This window comes from Eubacterium segne, from assembly GCF_014287775.1.
Lineage (GTDB): Bacteria > Bacillota > Clostridia > Lachnospirales > Lachnospiraceae > Eubacterium_G > Eubacterium_G segne.
Map to the genome: position 1 here is coordinate 193,468 of NZ_JACOOZ010000004.1, position 21,372 is coordinate 214,839.

A 21,372-nucleotide genomic window follows, 5' to 3' on the forward strand; every position below is an offset into this window, starting at 1 on the left:
TCATCACTTTCTTAAATTTAAATATCGTCATAACTTGTTCTGGCAATAATTTCATCCTGAAGTTCTCCCGCCAGTTCCACAAAGTATGCAGTATATCCTGCAACACGGACTGTAAGATTTCTATACTGTTCCGGATTCTTCTTAGCCGCCAACAAATCTTCTTTTCTTACAACATTAAACTGTATATGAGGTATCTCCAAATCCACAAAAGTTCTTAACATCTTAGCGAATTTGTCGATTCCATTTTCAGTTTTGAAAAATTCCGGTAGAAACTTCATATTAAGAAGTCCTCCGTTAGTAGTCCAGCTCTTATCTAACCTTGACACTGACTTAAGAACCGCTGTCGGTCCATGTTCATCACGTCCGTAAACCGGTGACATACCGCCATCAGCTAACGGTGTCTGGGAATATCTTCCATCAGGAGAGGCTCCCACATTTTCTCCCATTGGTACATGAGCTGAAACAGTATACATTCCTGTATGATATTTTCCGCCTCTGTAATTGGTAAACTTTCCAATTCTTTCACGGAAATATTTTGCCCATTTTGCTCCAAGATTATCAACCCACTCAACATCGTTTCCATATTTAGGAACCTTGTTAAGAAGCATTGTTCTTAAAATCTCGTCACCTTCATAATTGTTCTCAAGTGCCTTAAGAAGTCTTTCCTTTGACACCTTTTTCTCGTCATACACCATCTGCTTAATTGCCGCAAGGCTGTCTGCCAGATTTGCTACCTGTATCATCTGAATACCTGACAAATTGTACTTTGCACCGCCTCGTGTAACGTCAATTCCTTTATCCATACAGTTATTAATAACTGATGACAAAAACGGTGTAGGAAGAAGGTCCATGTGTGCCTGCTCAACCTGCTCACATGCCTTTATCATCTTATCCATAAAGTAGTCTATATTCTGTCTGAAGGCTTCTTCCAAATCTTCAAAAGTTTCATATGTTGTTAGATTTCCTCTATCCGGTGCCAGCTGCTTGCCTGTTATAAGGCACTTGCCACCTGTTAAAGTAAGTTCTAATGCCTTATTTAAGTTAAACATTGCTGCATCTGACCATCCCAGATTATCTCCCTGAGTAGTAAGTTCAACACAACCTACAATGGCATAGTTTCTTGCATCCTTTTCTTCAATATCCAAATCCTTTATCATGGCAGGAATAACCGCCTTGTCATTAAAGAACTGTGGCATACCACTTCCAAGGGAAACAACTTTTATGGCTGCCTTCAATAATTTGTCACTGGTTTTTTCACAAAGTCTTACTGAAAGATTTGGCTGTGGCAAACCGATATGTTCCTGAGATTTCAGGAATAAATAAGAAAGTTCATTTTCATATGGCTCTCCATTTTCATCCTGACCACCTACCGCAATGTTAAATCCAATAGGGAATCCCGCAAAGAATTTAGCACTGTTTGAGTTCCTCATATATACAATTTCATTAAATTTAAGCCAAAGGCTTTCTATAATTTCCAATATATCCTGGTCGCTTACACCATTTTCTCTGTCATGTTTATAATAAGGATACATATAAACGTCCATTCTTCCTGGTGAAAATGATGATGCATTTGATTCCATCTGCAGGATTACAAATAAGAACCACAATGACTGAGCTGCCTCGTGGAAAGTAACCGGCGGTCTTTCTGCAATGTTTTTACAGATTTCAGCCACTGTCTTCATGTTATCTGCCCACTTTGGATTTTCCTTAGCTTCCTCTAATAACAAATAATGATATCTCATAATGAAGTTAATAGCTCCGTCCATAACAGTTACAACACTCTTATAGAAAAGCTTCTTTTCTTCATCTGTTTCTTCATCTAAATGTTTCTGTGCCTCTGCCTTGAGACCTGCCGGACCTTTCTTAAGCCATCCTTCGCAATCAGGATTAATGTGTCCCTGTGCATGATCTTTCTGATTTATTTTTGCTACCTTTGATATTTCATCAATCTCTTTTCCGTAGCGTGCCTTAAGCACATCCTCTAATGATTTTCCCTGCCAATAAGGATATATTACTTCTCTGAAATATTTAATATCCTCTTCATGAACATTAAACTTGTCCTGTGGTCTGGTTGGAAGAGTTTCAAATTCCTTATCTACCCATGTGCTGCCGCTTTCTGGGAAAACTACTCCGTATCTCACACCGGCTGTTCTGTTTCCTACAATCAGTTCTTCCGGTTCAATGCTAATACCTATCTTTTCTAAGCAGTTCTTGAGTGAGTACGCTCTCTGCATAATACGTGGCTCACCTTCATGTGCTTTATATGTGTCTGTAATAATCTTTGCCTGTTCAATAGATGCATATCTTGGAACCGAGAGCATTCTATTCTTTAATGTTTCAATTCTGTCTGTTTTAACTAAACAACTCAACATATCCACCTCCTTCATTTCTATGGTTTCATTTTATAACGGGATATATGTAAAGTCAACGATTTTTTTATTATTTTTTATTACTTTTTATTGTTCCTTATTGTTTTCAATATGTAATGGTGATTTTGAGGGCTAAAATAAGCTTTTAAGTTATCATATTGTGGTGGGAATTAGTCCATAAGTTATGAAATAACTCCGGCGGATATGAATACATGAAATTTAAAATTATAATGGATAATTCTTGTAAAATAAGTCGTTTCATATGTTAAATATACCCAAACACTTCCTCACATTACTGTGTAACCAACACGATTACCATAAAAATAAAGAAAATTAACGATGCCTTGGTAATTCCACATGTGCTCGCACCGATTTGAGCTAAGAAACTACCTTAGATATAAGGCATTACATAATATTAGGGTATTTTGATGTCAAAAAAAGCCTGACTGGATTTTTTCCCAATCAGACTTCTTTATTTAAATATTCCTTTTATATACTATTCCACATGCTATTCTTCAAACTTCCACATACTACTCCTGAAAGCTTTGTCCTATATCTACAGGTTTCTGAACATCTTTAAATTGCTGCTCTTTTACTAACTTTTTCTTGATAGAATCCAGCTTGGTATTCCAATTCTGTGCCAATTGTTCTTCTGTAAATTCGTCCTGATGTGCATTATTATAATCATTTTCAAGGCTCTTAACATATTTCTGAATAGGCAGTTGTTTCTGATAAACCATATATTCATAATCCCAATATTCATCTTCTGAACCAAAACCTTTTAACACTGAATTAAGCTGTTCCTTATTCTCCGGTTTGTTAAGTTCCTCTTTTAGACTATCAACATATGTTTTTACCTCCTCATCTGTAGCATCAAAGCCATTCTTTACAGCTTCTACATACAGTGCATTATATTCCTGAGCATACTCTTTTGCTGTTTTGTCAGCCTCCTGTCGGCTCTTTCCCTGTAATACATAAAAGTCTGACATCTGATTGAGTTCCGAATCAGTAATTAATATATCCTTTCCAACCTGACTAACTTCATCACCTTCTACCTTATTTGCCGAGTAGTTTCCCACTAATGAAGTTTTATATTTCTGTTCATCTGCTACTTTCTTTTCGTCATAAGTTTTTTTGAGTGATTGACCCCACTTTTCATTTTTATCAGTTACCTGAGTTGCATTACTTATAAGTGGAATACTTATTCCAACGGCTAAAACCATAACTACAGCTATTGCAATAATTTTTTTCTTCATAGTTCATCCAACCTTTCTCTATATTGTTTGTCAATATCAACATATTCCTTCTTTTATTAACTTTCAATCCTTTTGTTGTAAACGCAACCTTTTTGTTGTAAACGCTATTCACTACCTAATTTATTATATGTAAATTTTTATATTCGTATTTTTTTAGTTCATTAAATACCTTTGTACGCATTCTTGTACTGACAGGTATTTTCGCATTATCAATTATTAATTCGTTTTCTTTAATATTGGAAACATACGCAAGATTAGCTATATATGACTTGTGCACTTTCACTAAGTCACTTCCCCTCAATTTCTCTTCCATCTTCGTAAGACTCACTCTTTTTAAAAAGCTGGTATTATCTTTCATAAAAACTCTACAGTACACATCCTCTGCCTTAATATATAAAATATCTTTACAATTTCGGCCGTCGATATCAACATTCTTTTTCACCATACCCATTGCTTTGTTCAGATATTGACCAAGCTCTTTTTCCAAATCACTTTTCTCTATAAAACCTACTACATTCTTTCCAAAAGCTTCGTGTATCAGTTCTCCGTGATTAGTAACAAAAATTATCAAAGTATCCTTTTTCTGTTCTTCAAATATATTTTTAACTTCAATACCGCCAACCTTTGGCATTTTAATGTCTAATATTAAAACATTAATATTAACATTGGTATTTTCGACTTCCTCTCCATCTGCAAATTGTTCATAATGTACATTTTGTATGTTGTAATTTTTTCTGCACAGTTTTTCAATTTTATCTCTCATCTGCTCTTCATCATCACATATACCTACAATCATTGATTTTCCTCCCCTATGTTTTTCCGGTAAAACTATAGTTATGCAAACAAAAATATTTTTCAAGTGATATGTTTCGTAATTTTACGTCCTCTTTTGTGATTCTCTAGTATAAAAACAAATGGAAAACATAATGATCTGAAGTACAATTTCATATGCCACTAAACAAATTGTTATTGGTAAGGCTTCATTAATATAACCATACTCTCCTTAACTAGAATTTCACTTGAGCGTAAAGAGAATATCATCATTTACAAAATATGTCAATACTTTATAATAATTTTTTTATTTCTTTTAATTTATTTTTATAAATTTTACCACCACATAAAATCAGGGGCACCCCGAAATGTAATCCAACATTCTAACTTCTTGAATTACACCCGGGATGCCCCTTTTGAAAGATAAATTATGACATACTTATTAAAAACAATATTTTTGTTTATCTAATCTATTTTAATAGAACAATTCCACGTTGTACTGTTGCAAGTCCTTCAGTGCTTTTTCCTCCGGTTTGCTATCCATTACAATTCCTGCGAAATCACTAATATTTGCATATTTATAATTACCTTCACGGGCAAGCTTTCTCGTTTCCAACATAACGTAGGACTTGTTGCTGACATCCATTATCATCTTTTTAGTTAATGCGTCATCTGTAGCATATGTATAAACTTTGTCCCTGTCAGTGTCTACACCTACTGCACCCATAAAAGCCTTATCAAAATTAAATTCCTGAATCTGTTTGTTTGTATATGAACCAATGAAACCGTCTCTTCCCCTGTTCATCTTTCCACCAACAAACACAAAATTTGTATCTGAAGGTTGCACAAAAGAAAGCATAACATCTATCATATTACTTACAACGGTTATCTTCAGATTGGCTTCAATAATTAATTTAATCAGTTCTATATTACTGGTAGAAATATCAAGAAAAATCATATCCCCTTCTTCTATCAGTTCAAACGCCTTTTGCGCTATAAGCTGCTTTTCTTTTACATTCTTTCCCTTTCGCTGGGAAACATATATTTCATGGGTATTCACACGATTCTTAATGGCACCGCCATAAGTCTTTTTTAACAGCCCTTTTTTCTCTAACGCAGATAAATCTTTTCGAATACTGTCTTCTGTAACTTTAAATAACTCGCTTAATTCCTTAACTAATACGGAACCTTCTTTGTTTACAATTTCGACGATTTTATTTTGTCTTTCTCTTGCCAGCATAAATCCTCCTTAGTAAAATTTATACCTACTATTGTGTACCATTATTTAATTTATGTCAAATAAGTCTTCTTATATTTTGCCGTTTTTTAACCATTCTTCTATGGTAATTCCAACGCCGCCGTCTGCGTTGCCTTCTGTCGTAATAAACTTTGCTTTTTCCTTTGCCAAATCATTTCCTGTCTTTAATGCATAAGAACATCCGGCATACTCAAGCATTGTGGCATCATTTCCTGAATCACCAAATGCCATAATATTTTCACTATTTATTCCAAGAAAATCTGCTAACCATTTAAGTCCATTCCCCTTGTCAGCTCCCACAGCAGTTATCTCCATATTTCCTTTATATCCTGCCGAATAAACCAAATCAGAAATTTCACTTAAATCCTTCATCAAAGGTTCAATACATTCATCAGGAATATGTGAAACATTAAACTTTTCAACATTTTTAGTCCTTATAATATCCCACGGGCTGTCGCATCTCTCCATTATTTTTCTGTATTCAGTTAAAAAGACTTCAGGAAGACCTTTAGCTTCAAAATAATGTTCATATGTATAATCCGTAATGTAACCTGCACCATCTGCATAAATCTCATATACCAACGGATATTTTTCAAAAACACTTAATATTCTCTCTAGGGATTTAAAAGGAAGGTAGCAGCTGCAGAGAACCTTTGCGCTGTGCATGTCCACCACAGCTGCTCCGTTTGATAGTATCAAATAGTCTACGCAACCTAACAAATCGCATTCCCTTTTTGTTAATGAATATGGTCTTCCGGTGCTTACGGCTATTAATGCACCGTTTTCTTTAGCCTTTCTAAACGCATTAATATTAATTGGGGGGATTGTTAAGTGGTCATCTGCAACGAGAGTACCATCTACGTCAGTGGCTATAAGTTTGATATTCATTTTGGGCTCCAATCCATTAAATATTGTAATACTATTTGCATTTCGCAAATTAAATTATAATAACTTTAAGACTTCCTCCTCAGTAATGCACTGCATAACCTTTTCGGCTAATTCCTTACATGCCCCAACATCGCAATCAGAAATAATCTTTCTTGTTTTCAAAACACTTGTGGCACTTACACTGAATTCATCCAGACCAAAAGCCAAAAGTAATGGTATTAACTTTGGATCAGCTGCTGCTTCACCACACATACCAACCATGATTCCTTCTTTTCTTCCGCACTCAATTATTCTCTTAATAGCACGGAGAACCGCAGGGTTATATGTGGAATACAGGTATGCTACCTTTGCATTACCTCTGTCAACTGCCATAGTATATCCTGTTAAATCATTTGTACCTATACTAAAGAATGCAGCTTCCTTTGCCAACGCATCTGCCATCATACATGCTGCCGGTGTTTCCATCATAACACCAATTTCTATGTTTTTGTTATACGGAACGTCTTTTTCGTCAAACTCTTTCATAATGTCAGCTACCATAGTCTTAACCTGACGAAGCTCATCTACTCCTGTAACCAATGGAACCATTATCTTTATTTTACCATATGCACTGGCTTTTACAAGTGCTTTTAACTGTGTTTTGTAAATATCTTGTCTCTGAAGGCAAAACCTTATTGCTCTAAATCCTAAAAAAGGATTTTCTTCCTTTTCAAGTCCAAGATACGGTACATCTTTGTCGCCTCCTATATCAAGGGTTCTTATAATTACCGGCTTACCTTTCATTGTTTCGGCAACCGCTTTATATGCTTCAAACTGTTCATCTTCCGTAGGAATGCTGTCTCTGTCCATAAACAAAAATTCAGTTCTGAATAATCCGATACCTTCTCCGTCACATTCAACAGCTTTCTTTGCATCTTCCGGCTTTCCAATATTGCATACTAATTCTACCTTTGTTCCATCTTTTGTAACAGACGGCTTTCCGGCATATGCCTTAAGAAGAGCCTTATCCTTTGCAAACTGTTCACGTTTATCTTCAAATTCCTTAACAACATCCTCTTCCGGATTAACTAATGCCTCACCACTTGTTCCGTCTAGAACAACAGTGTCACCATTCTTTACAATATCACATATTCCTTCAATACTTAAAACCGCCGGAATTTCCATTGCTCTTGCCAATATAGCTGAATGAGATGTTTTTCCACCCATCTCTGTAAGAATACCTTCAATATTTTCAGGCTTAATTCCTGCTGTCATAGATGGAGTCAAATCTTTTGCCACTAAAACAGTTCCTGCCGGTACCTGGGAAATATCAACATCTTCAATTCCCATAAGTAACTTAATCATTCTTGCTTTAATGTCTCTAAAGTCTGTAGCTCTCTGCTGTAATAATTCATCAGGTATCTGTGAAAACATTTCTGCTGTCTGCTCTAACACCTGATCAACTGCCATTTCAGCAGTAATCTTTTCAGCTATAATAAGTGAGGAAATCTGTTCCTCAATCATTGGATCCTGAAGCATTTGTATATGACCTCTTAAAATGTCTGCGTCCTTTTTACCAACAGTTTCATCCATTTTATCAGCCATCTTATTTGTAATTTCCACAAACTTTTCAATTGCCTCCTGTAATCTGGCAATCTCTGAGTCTGTTTCCGGAACATGCTTTGTTTCAATAGTAATATCGTGGTCTTCAATTATAACAACTTTTCCTATTCCGATACCTTCGGAACCTGCAATACCTTTGTACATAATCTTACCTCTTATTATTATTCACCAAAATTCTGACTTCCAAGTTCAACAATCTTTGCCATTGCTGCTTCTTCGTCCTCACCATCACACTCAAATGTTACTTCTGCACCTGTTTTGATACATGCTGAAATGATGTTTATAAGACTCTTTGCGTTTATTCTCTTTTCACCAAATACAATTGTTATGTCGCATGCGAATTTACCCATTTCCTTTGCGATAACTCCTGCCGGTCTCATGTGTAATCCCTCCGGATTGTTTACTGTTAATGTCTTGCTTATCATATTTTCGTTCTCCTTCTTATTCGATACTTTATTTAAATTGCTTTCGCAACAGTTTTCTAATTTAATGTTTTACTCTACGATTCTCTCTTAATTTTATATATCCGGGCAGGCATACGCTCCACCCACCCGGATAAATTTGGCTTAATAATTTTAATTTGAGTTTGGCTTAAACAGCTATCTGCTATTATTTAAGCATTCCAACCATCTTAGCTACGATGGCATCTGCCTGCTTAATTGCCTGACCTGTAGTGATTTTAACTTTCTTTAAGTTATCAAAACGACCTGCATTCTTAATAGGCATATCTGTTGTTAATATTACTGCATCTGCTGTAGCAATATCTTCTGCTGTAATAGCATTTTCAATACCAATAGAACCCTGTGTTTCAACCTTACACTCGATTCCTGCTTTTTTGCAAGCCTGCTGAATAGCCTCTGCTGACATATAAGTATGTGCAACCCCTGAAGGGCATGCTGTAACTGCTAAAAATTTCATATCATTCACTCTCTTTCTTGTTAATTTAAATCCGACTTATCAGTTTATTTTATACAAGTTATATTTTCCTGACTTAAATCCGACTTATCAGTTTATTATACAAATTATATTTCTTATATGATTTATTCAAATGAGATATCAACATCTCCTAAATCCTCCGGTTCAGGTGCAACATAATCTTTCTTTAATAATGCACACAAACCAACGTAAATTGCTACACCAACTAAAATACAGATTACGTAAAGTGGCCAACCTGACATAAAGCTTTCACCCTGAATAACAGGAGCTACAATTAAACCACCCCAGCAAGCTGACATCTTAGCACCAACTCCAAGGAATCCTGCAAGACCACCTGCAATTGCTGATGCAATCATGTTAATAGGAATCATTCTTGTCGGATCAGCAGCTGTATATGAAATAGCTCCTTCTGTAATACCACAGCAACCCATCGCTATAGCACCGATGCCTGCATTCTGTTCTTCCGGTGAGAACTTCTTTCTTAAAACTAATGAAGCAACACCACATCCGATTGGAGGAATACAAATAGCAATACCAACAGGAGCTGCGAATGTGTAAATACCTGTACCTACAAATGCTACCATTAAAATTGAGTAAGCAACTTTGTTTACAGGACCACCAAGGTCAAATGCTATCATAAGTGATGCCAAAGCACTAATTCCTGCAAGGGCAAGACTTCCATGATTTCCATGTGCCATATCTGTCATTACACCTTCAAGCCATGTCATAAATGATGCAATTGGTGCTCCACATGAGAACATTATAGCACCTACAATTAACACACCAACTACAGGGATAATGATAATCGATTTAAGTGACTGCATTGACTTTGGAAGAGGAATCTTCTTTAAGTAATGTGCTACAATACCTGCAATTAAACCTGCAATAGCTGCTCCTATAAATCCGGCTGAAGCTGTCTGTACTGTTCTTGTTGAATTTACATAATACTGAACATTGTCAATTGTTGTTAAAACTGCTCCATCAGGAACTGTAACACCCTTAGTAATTTCTACCAAAGTCTGAACAGGTGCTCCTAAACCTGTAGGAATATTCAGTGCCATAAATCCGCCTGCCATACCTACTGCAATTCCGGGTCTGTCTGCAATTGAGTAAGCAATATATGCTGCAAATACAGGACACATTAATCCAAGAGCATCAGCTCCGATTGTCCATAACCAATAAGGAAGACCTGAACCCCATCCCGGAGCTGCTCCTTCACCTGTTAATAATACTGCGATGGCCATTAAGATACCACCACCAACAACAACCGGAATCATATATGACACACCATTCATAAGGTGCTGTTTGGTGTTTTTTAAGATATCTACCAATTCTTTCATAACTTTTCTCCTTTTCAAAACGTATTTTATCCTGACCTCAGGATTTAAACTGTGCCAATAAGTTCAATAACTTCATCGGCATTTTTTGCATTCTTTAATTGTTCTCTAAAGTCTTCATGCATAACCTTTCTGAACAATCCTGCAAGAATTTCTAAGTGTCTGTCACCCTGTCCCGGTGAAGGAACACCGATTTGGAATATCATGTCAACGCTTTCCGTATCATCCCATTTAACAGGATGCGCAAGACGTACAAAAGCAAGTGATGGTTCCTTAACATGTACTGACTTTGAATGTGGTGTAGCAACTGAGAAACCAACTGCCGTACTTGAACTTGCCTCTCTTGCCATAACATCTGCTACATAACCTTCTTTGTCAATAAGTCTGTCGTCCTTGTCCATCGCATCAGCTATTAATCTGATAATCCCTTCTGCATTCTCTGCCTTAACGTCAAACATAACAATCTCTTTGCTCATTAGTTCTTTAGCCAAACCTTTGTCCTCCTTTTCTTAAAATTATTACCACCATTGTGTAATTTCATTCTAAGGGCTTTATTACTTTTTTTCAATTCTCGCAAAAAAAGAAAATTGCACTAAAGTTAGTGCAATTATTCTCAAGCTTAGTATTTTTCTTGCATTGAAACGTTTTGAAAAATCAAAAGCTTTTCATTATTTTTTATTAATTTTTATTGTTTATAATGCAATTCTCTTTTGAATATGTCCCCTATCTCCTCCGGAGTCTGACATTTACGTATTTTTCCTATTCTGGTTTCTGAACCTACCAATCTGGTAAATGCCATGAAAAATGACTTAGTAGTTTCAATGTTGTTAAAGTTAAGGGCTAAAAGGAATATTGTGCTAACCATTTTTCCTCCCCAGTTTACCGGATACTCAAGTTTAACCACAAAAACTTTTGGTTTTATAACATTTTCCGGCATTCCATGAGGAATGGCAACTTCATTTCCAATAGCTGTTGATTCTATTTTTTCTCTTGTTATTACATCATCGTAAAATTCTTTTTTTACATATCCACCTTCGCAAAGACGCTTGCAAACCTCTTTAAGAATGGCCTCACGCTCCACTTTTTCCCTGACAATCAGTATATGGTCCTTATCAACTATTTCATCAAACTTTTCGCTTCCAAACCGTGGATTTGACAATGCCTCAAAGCATGCATCCTTAATTTTCTGTTCATCATCCCTGCTGACAATAGGCGATATATGTACTACCTTGTCCTCATATTCAAAGTTTGGCAGTAACGACAGGATAATATCAGAATCATAGTCCTCTATATTCTCTATTTTTTGGGAGGATAATATGGCAACTATCTTTACATCATCAATTTTGTTTTCTATTTTTCTTGCCACAATATTAGCTGCGGCAATTCCGCTGGTACCAATTAACACCGCTTTGACGTTTTTCACATTTCTGTGAAGTGCACCTCCTAAAAACAGTGCGATAAAAGAGATTTCATGGTCTGTAGGTATCTCTCCTGTATATTCTTCGTAGAATTTTCCCAATGTAAAGCATGTGGCAAAAATTCCCGAATACATTTCCCTTATATCTCCTAAGAAAGGATTGCTAACCTCAAAACCATACTGTGTTCTAATAAATGACGGTGGAATAAACGCTTCTAAGCTGGTTCTTAAAAGTTCATTTCCCTCTAAATCCGCATTTAAAATTTCAGAAAGATATTTTAAAATTTCAGCGCATATTTCCTGATTTTTGCTGTCAAATCTGCTATTATTTACCAGTTGTGTACGATTTTTCTTAAGCTGCACTGCTGCCGCTGCAAATAGTATGTCTATATACTGCTTCTCATATTCATTAATCTGCACTTTTCCCAGCTGCTCATACATCTGACACACTTTTCCAACAATTTCAGGATTGCTTAATTTTCCTTCTTCTTTGACAATATCCTTCTCTATAACATTTCCCATTCTGATTCTAAATAACTGGATGCTAAGATATTCTGCCAACATTCTAAAGGAATAGTCTGTATAGGCAACATCAAATTCCTTCTCTATTGCCCCTATTACTTCAATGGCCTTCTCATAATTATCCCTTCCAAAGTTATTTATCCACAAATACTCTTCTTCATAATTAACCCTGTAATCGTGTACATTGTCTACTTTATTATTTCCAATGGCATATCTGCAATAACTTTTCATTGCCTTTCTAATGGAAAATTCCTCACCGGAAATAAACACACCATGCCCTGCAACCCTGTTAATATGAATATTATATTTTTCAAGTTCCTTTGATATGGTGTTAATGTCATCGCCAATCATTTTCTTACTAACATTTAATTCCTCTGAAAACAATGACAGGGTATAAGTGTCCCATCCGCTTAAAAGAATGTACATTATATAACCCATTCTCTGTTTTTTGGACATTACCATTTTTTTGTCACGTTTCATGGCACTAACCTGCTCAATCTGGTTTTCAGAAAAGTCTGCCACAAAACCTATTCCCGGCTTTCTTTCCAAGGTCATTCCCTGCTCCTTACAAAAATCCGAGACCTCCTTAATATAGGTTTTTACACTTCTTTCTGATACGCCAAGATACAGTGCCAGAGTCTTTGACGTAATAGGTGTACGGTTATTGTCAATTAATTTTTCTAATATCTGAAGACTTCTTTCTGATAACATATCTCTTTCAACTTTCTTAATATCTTTTAGCAGTATGATATCATTACTGTTAATTTTCCCTCAATGTTACATTGTTTTAATGTAGCAGGAATAATAAAATGTTCACCCTTTCCTATCTTCTGTCCGTTTATCATTCCGCTTCCATCTATAACACTTGCATTAATAAATGGTTTATCATTTTCAAAACTGTATTTTCCGTCTATTTCCCATCTCTCTAATGTGTAGAAAGGACATTTTACTAACCTTTCACTGCTCATTCCCGGATAGTTATTAACAATTCTCTCCTGGTTGTAATCAACGTGAGGAGCTTCAATACAGTCTATACTTTGTTTTAAATGCAACTGTCTTGGTTTTCCGTTCTGCAGTCTGTCATAATCATAAACTCTATATGTTATGTCACTGCTTTGCTGTGTTTCTATGAGCAATGTTCCGCCTTTAATTGCATGAAGACATCCGGGGTTTATCTGGAAAAAATCACCTTTTTTAATTGGAACAACTCTTATTAATTCATTCCATCGTCCCTGATTTATCATATCTGCAAGTTCTTTTTTATCCTTTGCATTATGACCTATGACAATACTGGCATCTTCCTTGCAGTCAAGAATGTACCAGCATTCCGTTTTCCCTAATGAACCATTTTCATGTTCTGCCGCATAGGCATCATTAGGGTGTACCTGGATGCTTAAATCCTGCTGCGCCCCTATTATTTTTACAAGAAGTGGGAACACGTCGTTTTCAATATTTCCAAATAACTCTCTGTGATTTTCATAGCACCATGACAATTTTTCTCCGGCAAATTCTCCGTTTAAAATTGTGCAGTCACCACTTTTGTGTGCACTTATTCCCCAACATTCACCTGCATTGTCTCCAGCCTGCTCATATCCAAAATTTTTCAATAAATCTCCACCCCAGATTGCGTCCTTAAATACCGGCTGCAAAAGAATAACTTCATTTGAGTAACTTTGTCTTTCCATGTTAAATACCTCTTTTTCGTTTTTTCTCAGTAGCTAATTTCAACAATCCTCTTTCCAATATAACTTTGATTGTAACATATTTTACAAAAATATCATACATTTTAATATTTTTTTATATTTTATTATAAAAGGACTTTGGAGTCACTACAAAAATGACGTTAAAATTAACTACTTTTTCTGATTTTTTCAAAAGAAATCTCTTTTCATCGATTATTATTGGCATTTTTATTATCTTTTTATGTGCCATTACTGTTTTCCCTCTTTTGTCTGAAAAAAAAGAAAATTCCTTTGAAAACAATACACAGCAAAACTTTAATATCTACGCAGACAAACTTTTAACAGACCAGCTCTCTTCCGACACTCTCAGTTTGCATTTTTATTTATCTGATACTTCAAAATACGGACTGGATAACATTACCCCCACTTTGGGAAACTATACATATGAGTCTATGACTTCATCCCAAAACCACTTTATAAACGAAATTAATCTTTTAAAAAACTTTAATTATAAAGACCTTTCCACGGAGCAGCAGATAACCTATGATGTTTTAATGGAGTATTTTAAAGATCAGCTGGATTTTTCCGACTTATGCCTTTGTTCTCAGGTATTAAGTCCTACTACGGGGCTTCAGGCTCAGCTTCCTGTTCTTTTATGTGAATATTCCTTTTCCTCCCAAAAGGATATTGAAAATTATCTTTCTATTTTGTCTCTCATAAAGGATTATTATGGACAAATATGTGAATTTCAAAAATTAAAGGCTGAAAATAATTCTTTTATAAGTAAATTTGCCTGCGACAAAATAATTGCCCAGTGTAAGGAATTTATCGGCAACAAAAATACCTGTGAAAATCTTTTGCATACATCATTTTTAAACAGATTATCCGGTGTTACATTTTTAACTGACCAGGAAAAAAATAATTATATAACAAGGGATATTAATGTAATTGAGGAAAGCATTTACCCTGCCTACGAGAATATCGCCAATACCTTGTGGTCATTGCAAAAAAAGGGAGCCTGTAAAAACAAAAACGGTCTTTTCTACCTGAAAAGCGGCAGGGATTACTATGAATATCTTGTAAGAAATTATACGGGAAGTTCTAAATCTGTCAGTGATTTAAAAGCTGAAATTCAGCTTAATCTCACAGGGTATGTGCAGGCAATTTATTCTATTCTCACAAAAGACCCTGAACTGGAGAAAAAGTTTTATGGTAAAACAGAATCCGACTTAAAGCCCAATGACATTATATCTTCACTGTCAAAGAAAATTTCCAATAATTTTCCTACAACAGTGGGAGACAGCCGGCTTTCCGAAATTTCATACACCTTAAAATATGTGGATAAAAGTCTTGAGGATTTTTTAAGTCCTGCTTTTTATTTAACTCCTCCTATAGATAATCCACAACATAACATTATTTATATAAACGGTAGCGAAAGTATGAAAAATCAGGATTTTTATGCCACAATTGCCCATGAAGGAATACCGGGGCATATGTACCAGTCATGGTTCTTTTCATCTACTAATCCCCACCCTGTAAGGCACATTATTAACTACGGTGGCTATACTGAAGGGTGGGCAACTTATGTGGAATTTATGTCTTATCAGTATCGTTATAAAGACCAAAATCTTGCCAAAGCCTTTGCCTGTAGTTCTGCATATTCTCTGGCTCTTTATTCTATTTGCGATATTGGAATTAACTATGACGGATGGACTTTTAAAGACACTACTAAGTATCTGGCAGATTATAATATCACTGACAAAAAGGTTTGTGAATCCATTTTTCAGTCTGTTATAGAAGAGCCTGCCAATTATCTTCAATATTATGTAGGCTTTATGGAAATAACCCGGCTTAAGGATTCTCTTAAAAAGAAGCTGGGAGATTCCTTTAACTTAAAAGATTTTCACAAGGCTTTTTTGGCTGTGGGACCTGCGCCTTTTGATGTGGTAAATAAGTGGATTATGTACGAATATGCCAAATAATTTCTAAATTCAACAAAGCCGGATATTCTGCCTGTATATCCGGTTTTGTTTTAGGTATTAATATTTTATCTACAGCCCTTTTCAACTGTATATTATGATGTGATTGACAAACTCGCGTAGCAACGAAATAACCCCATTACATCATTGGATGGCACAATCTATTTTGTGCACTCACATCACAATATCATTATAACAATACTACTTAATAATTTACATTCTTGTACTGAAATGTACTTTTTCTGTATTGAACGGCGATTTTTAACTGCTAAACTTACTTTTCATACTTTTTATCATTGATGGCCCGATATCTATTTCCTCTTTAGTTCCTGTAATTGTTATAATTCGGTTTACATAATCTATACTTTTAATGTGTCTTTTATTTACCACGTAAAATCTGCTGCACCTTACAAAATCCCCTGAACTTATTTCTTCAATGATATTTTCAAGAGTTCTGTTTTTTACGGTAAAAGCTTCCTTTTTCGTGTATATGTAAAGTCGTCTTCTTTCACTTTTTATGTACAATATATCCTGTATTTTCACAGAATATATTATGCCCTCATCTTTAATATAAAGATTCCTTTTTTTAATTTGAGGTTTGGGAAATTCTAATGCAGTTTCTACAACTTTTATAAGTTCACTTCTATCGTAAGGCTTTTCCATAAATGCATAGCAGTGTAACTGCTCGTACATAAATAACTTGGGATCTTCTAAATATGACAAAAAAATAATAGGTGTAAAACAATATTGTTGCACCCTACGTATTGCCTCTGCAAAACGTATGCCCCCTACACTGTCTCCGTCACTGTCAGTTGCCACGGTATCTATAATAAAAAGGTCAATATAATCATGTAACATTATTCCACATGCCTCCTGAAAGTTATCTGACCTATAAATTTTTATTTTGTGATTTTTAAATTCCGGTAAATTCAATACTCCCTTTTTATTATCATTTAATAATAGAATTTTTTTCATTCTTCATTCTTATCCTTTGTTTTTCCATAAATATTATCTAATTTTAAAAGCAATAACATTTTATCATGCTCAGAATACTTTCTTATATCTTTTTTCCCCTTTTTATCAAATAGAATTTCGTCCGCCGAAATATTATATGCCTGGTTTAACTTAAACAAACATCCCGTAGATAAATTTCTCTCTCCGTTTTCTATTTTTCTGTATGTTGAGTATGACATTCTAATATCCTCAGCAACCCTTTCCTGAGATAAACCTATCTTTCTTCTGAGTTTTATTACACGTTTAGAATATTTCAACATTTCATCTCTTGTATATCTTTTCATATTTCACTCTCATAATGTATAAGTTAGTAAAAATGCTATTCTTTTTTATTTATTAACACCAGTCACTATTACTGTACCAAAGGGACATAATTTTGCAGAACCGGCCTTCTAATGTATTTGGGATTACCTATATTATTATTCAATAAAGTTTCATTATTACTTTAAATTGTTACTTTTTCCTTTTATTATTATATTCTTATAACTTTTTTAAAAAATAATTTTCTTTTTTACACATATACCGTTATTGTTGCACTAAATATGTTATAATTATAAGTACTATTTTCTTTTATCATATTTCACACACATCTTATATGCTAAAAGGAGAACTATTTTCATGAATAACAAAGATGAATTCCTTTATTATTACAAAACCGTAATTATAAACAATATCTATAGAAAACTGTACTTTTATAACTGGTCTCTCAGGCAATTATCGGAAGAAGCAGGTCTTCCCTATGAAACCATTAAGAAATTAACAGGTGGAAAAATAAATAATCCATCTATATATAATTTGATAAAGATTTCTGAAGCTTTTCAATGTAGTGTTGACGAGCTTATTTCAGATACTGCTTCTGTGCAAAATAACAGTCCCTCTTTGTCAAACAGATGCTTCAGTTTTTTATCCGAATTATGTGATCTTGAAGATCATCTTTTAGAACATAATCAAAAATTTGACACTGATTATATTGCTATTGTTAATGCACATGGCTTCTATTCCCGTGGTTTTTCATGCACAAACTTAAGCTCTGATATTTACAATTTTGCTAAATACAGAAAAAAGTATGGTGATTTAGATATTTTAGGGATAACCATTTATGACTCATCCCCTGACCGTTTATTTTACAAAGATGAACTTATTCTGATATGTAAAGACAGATATCCTTTTTACGGAGACTGTGGAATATTTATGTATAAAGATAAGATTTATATTAGAAGATATGTCCCTGACAGGTATTTTTGCCTTGAGGCATTACGTGGTTTTGACAAGCCCCTCATTCTTAAACATATTGACGAATGTCTTTTCTTAGGAAGAATCATTGGTATTATTAAAAAATAAAACAGAGCAGGCTTAAACCCACTCTGCTTATAATAAAAACACTTATAAATTACATTTCAAATGTTTTTCCTAAATTTTCAACTTCTTCTTTTGTGGCAAGATTATCGCTGAAAGCACTGGCACTTCCTGTAAGTAAGCCGTTTCTAAGTGCCTCTTTGTAATCCCCTGATTTTAGGTATCCTGCAATAAATCCCGCTACCATGGAATCTCCGGCACCAACGGAATTTTTCACCTTGCCTTCAGGGCATTTGCTCTTATATACTTCACCGTTTTCCGCCACTAAAACAGCTCCTTCTCCTGCCATGGAAACTAAAACATTTCTGGCACCTTCCTGCTGCATCTTCTTTGCATAAGGAACAACATCCTCTCTTGTTTTAAGCTCTACGCCATATATTTCTCCCAATTCATGATTGTTAGGCTTAACAAAAAATGGTTTATATTTAAGAACATTTAAAAGCAAATCCTTTGTGGCATCCACAACTATCTTTACATCCTTATCTTTTAAGTGTTCCATTATGTCACTATACATTGTTTCAGGCATTACTGATGGAATACTTCCTGCAAGAACCAAAATATCTCCGTCCTTTATTTTGTCTAACTTCTTGTACAATTCCTTAATGTCTTCGTCCTTTATTGCCGGTCCCATACCGTTTATTTCGCTTTCTTCCTGAGCACGAATTTTAACATTAATTCTTGTTATTCCATCTTTAACCCTGATAAAATCAGCATTTACTCCGTTTTCTTCCAACATTTTCTGAACATTGTCACCGGTAAAACCTGCCAAAAAACCAAGGGCTGTATTTTCTATTCCAAGATTACTAAGAACCATGGAAACATTTATTCCCTTACCTCCCGGAAACATAAGCTCCTCAGATGTTCTGTTTACACTTCCTAACTTTAAGTCATCCACTGAAACAATATAATCAATAGATGGATTAAATGTAACTGTATATATCATTTCGTACCTCCGCATTTTCACTTCTTAATTCAAAATATATATTATTTAAATTACATTTGCAAGCATTACACTGGCAATTGTCCCTGAAATTGTTGTCAAAATTGCACCAGCTAAAGTCCATCTTGTTCGCGTTACTTTTGCAGTTATATAATACACGGACATTGTGTAAAACACAGTTTCCGTACAGCTCATCATTAACGATGTTACCTTTCCCATGTATGAATCCGGACCATATTCCTTAAATATATCAAGAACCATTCCCGTAGCTGCTGATGATGAAAATATTTTGACAATTGTAACCGGCATTAGTTCTCCCGGAAAACCTATGGGATTGGTAACCTTTCCAAGCAATTTTCCCAACACTTCCATAAATCCTGATTCTCTTAAAACGGCCACTGCCACCATTAAACCAATAAGGGTGGGCATTACTTTTATAACTGTTTTAAGTCCTCCCGTGGCGCCGGTTACAAAATCATCATATACATTTTGCTTTTTTATTATGCCATATAAAACTATAAATAACATAATTCCCGGAATAATAAAGGATGATATTGACACTATTACTGACATACAAATAACCCGAAAACAATTCTATTCACATATATTTTATGGCAAAAAATAAGAACCTATGACTTTGTGCCATAGGTTCTTACGTTAAATTCTTTATTTCTTTACTCCGATAACCATTTCAGTTCTCTCTTCAACATTTTCTACTAACTTACTTGTAGCAACCACATCTGCATTTGGTCCCTTTTTCATAAATACAGGTTTTAATATAATCGGTGTAATAATTGTAGTTACAATTACCACTATAATAACCGGTGCTACAACGCTTGAACTCATTAGTCCTGCCTCAATACCTTTGTTTGCAACTATAAGGGCAACTTCACCTCTTGAAATCATTCCCACACCGATTCTCAAACACTGGTAATCCTTGTATCCGCACGCCTTAGCTCCAAGCCCGCATCCTATAATCTTTGTAAGGATGGCAATAATTGCAAGACCTACAGCATACAGTGCAATAACCGGTCCCATATGCATAACTGCGTTTCCATCTACCTTAAGACCTATACTTGCAAAAAATACAGGGCTTAAAAACATATATGCCACAACATCAAATTTTGATGCAATAAACTGATCTTTCTGTGTCATGGAGATAATTACACCGGCAAAGAATGCTCCTGTAATATCTGCAACGCCAAAGAAATATTCTGCACAAAACGCCATAATCAGACATATAACAAATGCTATAATTGCGTGTCTGTGCATTCCTTTTCCAGCGTGCTCGTACCATTTCTTGTATAATTTGTAAATAATAAATCCAAATACACCTACAAATACGAAGAATAATAAAATCTTCAAAAGCACTATTCCCAGTGATTCTGAATTACCTGATGCACCAGAACCACCTGTTCCAAGACTTATAACCACTGTAAGGGCTATAATTCCCAATATATCATCGATAATTGCAGCTCCTAAAATTGCATTTCCTGAAGCTGTCTTTAATTTTCCCATTTCCTGAAGGGTTTCAACGGTAATGCTAACAGATGTTGCCGTTAAAATAACACCTACAAACACCGCCTGTACAAACACTGTACTTCCCTGCGCCGGTTCAATCCAGCCTTCTTTTAAGAACCAGAACGTAAATGCTCCGCCACCAATAAGGGGTACTATTACACCACAAAGTGCAATTATAAAGGATGCCAGTCCGCATTTTTTCAGTTCGTTAATATCTGTTTCAAGACCTGCACAGAACATAAGAACAATAACACCTATTTCCGCAAGATGGTCAATAAACGCTGTCTGGTGAAGTGTTAATGCCTCTAAATGATGTCCTCCTACAACTACTCCTGACAATAAGTTACCTAAAACTGCCGGTCCTAAAATCAGTCCTGCTAAAAGTGCGCCTACAACCTGTGGCATATTAAAACGCTTAGTTACAAGTCCCAAAATCTTTGTACTTGCAAGTATTAATGCAAGCTGCCACAAATAACCGTATTCTTCCATGATTTTTCCTCTTTTCAATTGCTAACATATTCTTT

19 protein-coding genes are annotated in these 21,372 nt (G+C 35.1%); 2 read left to right on the forward strand and 17 right to left on the reverse strand.

The genetic code is table 11. The annotated features are described in order from the left end of the window. Positions 1-17: 17 nt before the first annotated feature. From H8S00_RS07270 to manA, 12 genes are all read right to left on the reverse strand, one after another. Positions 18-2,372, reverse strand: coding sequence for a glycyl radical protein (locus tag H8S00_RS07270; RefSeq protein ID WP_366459594.1), 2,355 nt, complete (start codon positions 2,370-2,372; stop codon positions 18-20). A gap of 527 nt (positions 2,373-2,899) precedes the next feature. Beyond that, a complete protein-coding gene (locus H8S00_RS07275; protein WP_186840323.1) occupies positions 2,900-3,625 on the reverse strand; it encodes a hypothetical protein in 726 nt (241 codons plus the stop codon). A gap of 115 nt (positions 3,626-3,740) precedes the next feature. Continuing rightward, entirely contained in the window at positions 3,741-4,421 is a 681-nt protein-coding gene (locus H8S00_RS07280) for a LytR/AlgR family response regulator transcription factor (protein WP_186840324.1), read from the reverse strand. A gap of 450 nt (positions 4,422-4,871) precedes the next feature. Further along, the gene (locus H8S00_RS07285) at positions 4,872-5,636 is read right to left on the reverse strand and encodes a DeoR/GlpR family DNA-binding transcription regulator (protein WP_186840325.1); all 765 of its coding nucleotides are present in this window, start codon (positions 5,634-5,636) and stop codon (positions 4,872-4,874) included. A 69-nt stretch (positions 5,637-5,705) separates the two neighbouring features. Beyond that, positions 5,706-6,542, reverse strand: coding sequence for a Cof-type HAD-IIB family hydrolase (locus H8S00_RS07290; RefSeq protein WP_186840326.1), 837 nt, complete (start codon positions 6,540-6,542; stop codon positions 5,706-5,708). 54 nt (positions 6,543-6,596) lie between these two features. Continuing rightward, complete coding sequence (ptsP, locus tag H8S00_RS07295) at positions 6,597-8,288, reverse strand: phosphoenolpyruvate--protein phosphotransferase (RefSeq protein ID WP_186840327.1); 1,692 nt, start codon at positions 8,286-8,288, stop codon at positions 6,597-6,599. 17 nt (positions 8,289-8,305) lie between these two features. After that, entirely contained in the window at positions 8,306-8,569 is a 264-nt protein-coding gene (locus tag H8S00_RS07300; protein ID WP_186840328.1) for an HPr family phosphocarrier protein, read from the reverse strand. A gap of 184 nt (positions 8,570-8,753) precedes the next feature. After that, entirely contained in the window at positions 8,754-9,062 is a 309-nt protein-coding gene (locus H8S00_RS07305) for a PTS fructose transporter subunit IIB (protein ID WP_021953529.1), read from the reverse strand. Positions 9,063-9,184: 122 nt separating this feature from the next. Further along, positions 9,185-10,420, reverse strand: a complete 1,236-nt coding sequence (locus H8S00_RS07310) for a PTS fructose transporter subunit IIC (RefSeq protein WP_021953530.1) — start codon at positions 10,418-10,420, stop codon at positions 9,185-9,187. A gap of 44 nt (positions 10,421-10,464) precedes the next feature. Next, entirely contained in the window at positions 10,465-10,908 is a 444-nt protein-coding gene (locus tag H8S00_RS07315; protein WP_021953531.1) for a PTS sugar transporter subunit IIA, read from the reverse strand. A 194-nt stretch (positions 10,909-11,102) separates the two neighbouring features. Beyond that, positions 11,103-13,067, reverse strand: a complete 1,965-nt coding sequence (locus H8S00_RS07320) for a BglG family transcription antiterminator (protein WP_186840329.1) — start codon at positions 13,065-13,067, stop codon at positions 11,103-11,105. 26 nt (positions 13,068-13,093) lie between these two features. Beyond that, positions 13,094-14,041, reverse strand: coding sequence for a mannose-6-phosphate isomerase, class I (manA, locus tag H8S00_RS07325; protein WP_021953533.1), 948 nt, complete (start codon positions 14,039-14,041; stop codon positions 13,094-13,096). 152 nt (positions 14,042-14,193) lie between these two features. Between manA and H8S00_RS07330 the strand changes: the two genes are divergently transcribed. Further along, positions 14,194-16,020, forward strand: coding sequence for a DUF885 domain-containing protein (locus tag H8S00_RS07330; RefSeq protein WP_186840330.1), 1,827 nt, complete (start codon positions 14,194-14,196; stop codon positions 16,018-16,020). A 258-nt stretch (positions 16,021-16,278) separates the two neighbouring features. On the opposite strand, the gene H8S00_RS07335 is transcribed toward H8S00_RS07330, so the two are convergent. After that, the gene (locus H8S00_RS07335; protein ID WP_186840331.1) at positions 16,279-16,875 is read right to left on the reverse strand and encodes a LytR/AlgR family response regulator transcription factor; all 597 of its coding nucleotides are present in this window, start codon (positions 16,873-16,875) and stop codon (positions 16,279-16,281) included. Positions 16,876-16,988: 113 nt separating this feature from the next. Beyond that, a complete protein-coding gene (locus H8S00_RS07340; protein ID WP_186840332.1) occupies positions 16,989-17,315 on the reverse strand; it encodes a helix-turn-helix domain-containing protein in 327 nt (108 codons plus the stop codon). 334 nt (positions 17,316-17,649) lie between these two features. On the opposite strand from H8S00_RS07340, the gene H8S00_RS07345 reads away from it, so the two are divergent. Continuing rightward, the gene (locus H8S00_RS07345; protein ID WP_118589835.1) at positions 17,650-18,372 is read left to right on the forward strand and encodes a helix-turn-helix domain-containing protein; all 723 of its coding nucleotides are present in this window, start codon (positions 17,650-17,652) and stop codon (positions 18,370-18,372) included. A gap of 49 nt (positions 18,373-18,421) precedes the next feature. Here the strand turns inward: H8S00_RS07345 and pfkB are convergent, their stop codons facing one another. The 3 genes from pfkB to H8S00_RS07360 form a co-directional block, all read right to left on the reverse strand. Then, positions 18,422-19,330, reverse strand: a complete 909-nt coding sequence (pfkB, locus tag H8S00_RS07350; RefSeq protein ID WP_021953538.1) for a 1-phosphofructokinase — start codon at positions 19,328-19,330, stop codon at positions 18,422-18,424. Between the two features lie 45 nt (positions 19,331-19,375). Further along, entirely contained in the window at positions 19,376-19,900 is a 525-nt protein-coding gene (locus H8S00_RS07355) for a spore maturation protein (RefSeq protein WP_021953539.1), read from the reverse strand. Positions 19,901-19,993: 93 nt separating this feature from the next. Further along, entirely contained in the window at positions 19,994-21,337 is a 1,344-nt protein-coding gene (locus H8S00_RS07360) for a cation:proton antiporter (RefSeq protein WP_186840333.1), read from the reverse strand. Positions 21,338-21,372: the final 35 nt, after the last annotated feature.